This window comes from Nocardia pneumoniae NBRC 100136 (assembly GCF_000308755.1).
Classification (GTDB): domain Bacteria; phylum Actinomycetota; class Actinomycetes; order Mycobacteriales; family Mycobacteriaceae; genus Nocardia; species Nocardia pneumoniae.
This window is the reverse complement of record NZ_BAGF01000129.1, coordinates 1-981: the sequence shown is the minus strand read 5'-3', so window position 1 is coordinate 981 and position 981 is coordinate 1. Positions and strand designations below refer to the sequence as shown.

1 protein-coding gene is annotated in these 981 nt (G+C 64.1%); it reads left to right on the top strand.

What is annotated here, in order from left to right; genetic code table 11:
- On the top strand, positions 1-841 hold an 841-nt coding region (locus ON34_RS28670; RefSeq protein WP_040785402.1), incomplete at its 5' end, for a recombinase family protein.
- Positions 842-981 lie beyond the last annotated feature (140 nt).

The following is a 981-nucleotide window of genomic DNA, read 5'->3' as shown; positions in this document are numbered from 1 at the left end:
CATGGTGTGGAACCGGCGAGCCACCAAGAAAGGCGGCAAACTCAACCCACCCGAGAAATGGGTCTGGTCACCCGAGCCCACCCACGAACCACTCGTCACCCGCGAAATGTGGGAAGCGGTACAGGCAAAGCGCACCATCCGGCAAGGATCGCGGATGGGCGGCAAGAACTCCCACCCCGCCACCATCCGCACCTACGTGCTGCGCTACTACGTGCACCACCAGCAATGCCACAAACGGATGTTCGGCAAAACCCGTAAGGGCTACGGCTACTACACCTGCCAGCCGCAACTCGACCGCGTCGGCAACCCCGAGGCGTACGCCGACCACCCCCCGACGGTGTACGTGCGCGAAGACGCGCTACTGGAATGCGTGCAAACCTTCTTCAACGAGCGCGTGTTCGGCCCCGACCGCGCCACGCTGCTACGCCACCAACTACGCGACCACGACGCCAGCGACCGCGACGACATCGAACAGCAGATCGCCGCGATCGAGAAGACGGTCGCCGAGATCACCCGCCGTCAGAACAACCTCCTCGACGAGCGCGAATCCCGCAGCTTCTCCAGCGGTGACGAGATAGCTGACGCCTGGGCCGGACGACTGCGTCACCGGTTCGCCGAACTAGAACACGAACGCCGAACCAAGAACACCGCTCTGGAGGCACTGCGCGAACAGGCCGCCCGACGACAACCGAACGAGCCCGACCTGATCGAAGACCTACCCGACTCGCGCTGCAACTCACCAACGCCCCCGACGCCCTGCAACGCGACCTGTACGAGGCGTTCGGTCTCAAGATCGTCTACGACCACAACACCAAACGTGCCACCATCCACGCCACACTGAACCACGGAAACACTCCCCGCCGCCGCACAGGCCACCGCCGCGTTGACCGCTATCGCACCCTCGGAACCCGCCGCCGAACCGCCGCCAGCATCAAACCAAACCAGCACACGGCCCGTCGCAGGTAGGGCAACAACTGAAAA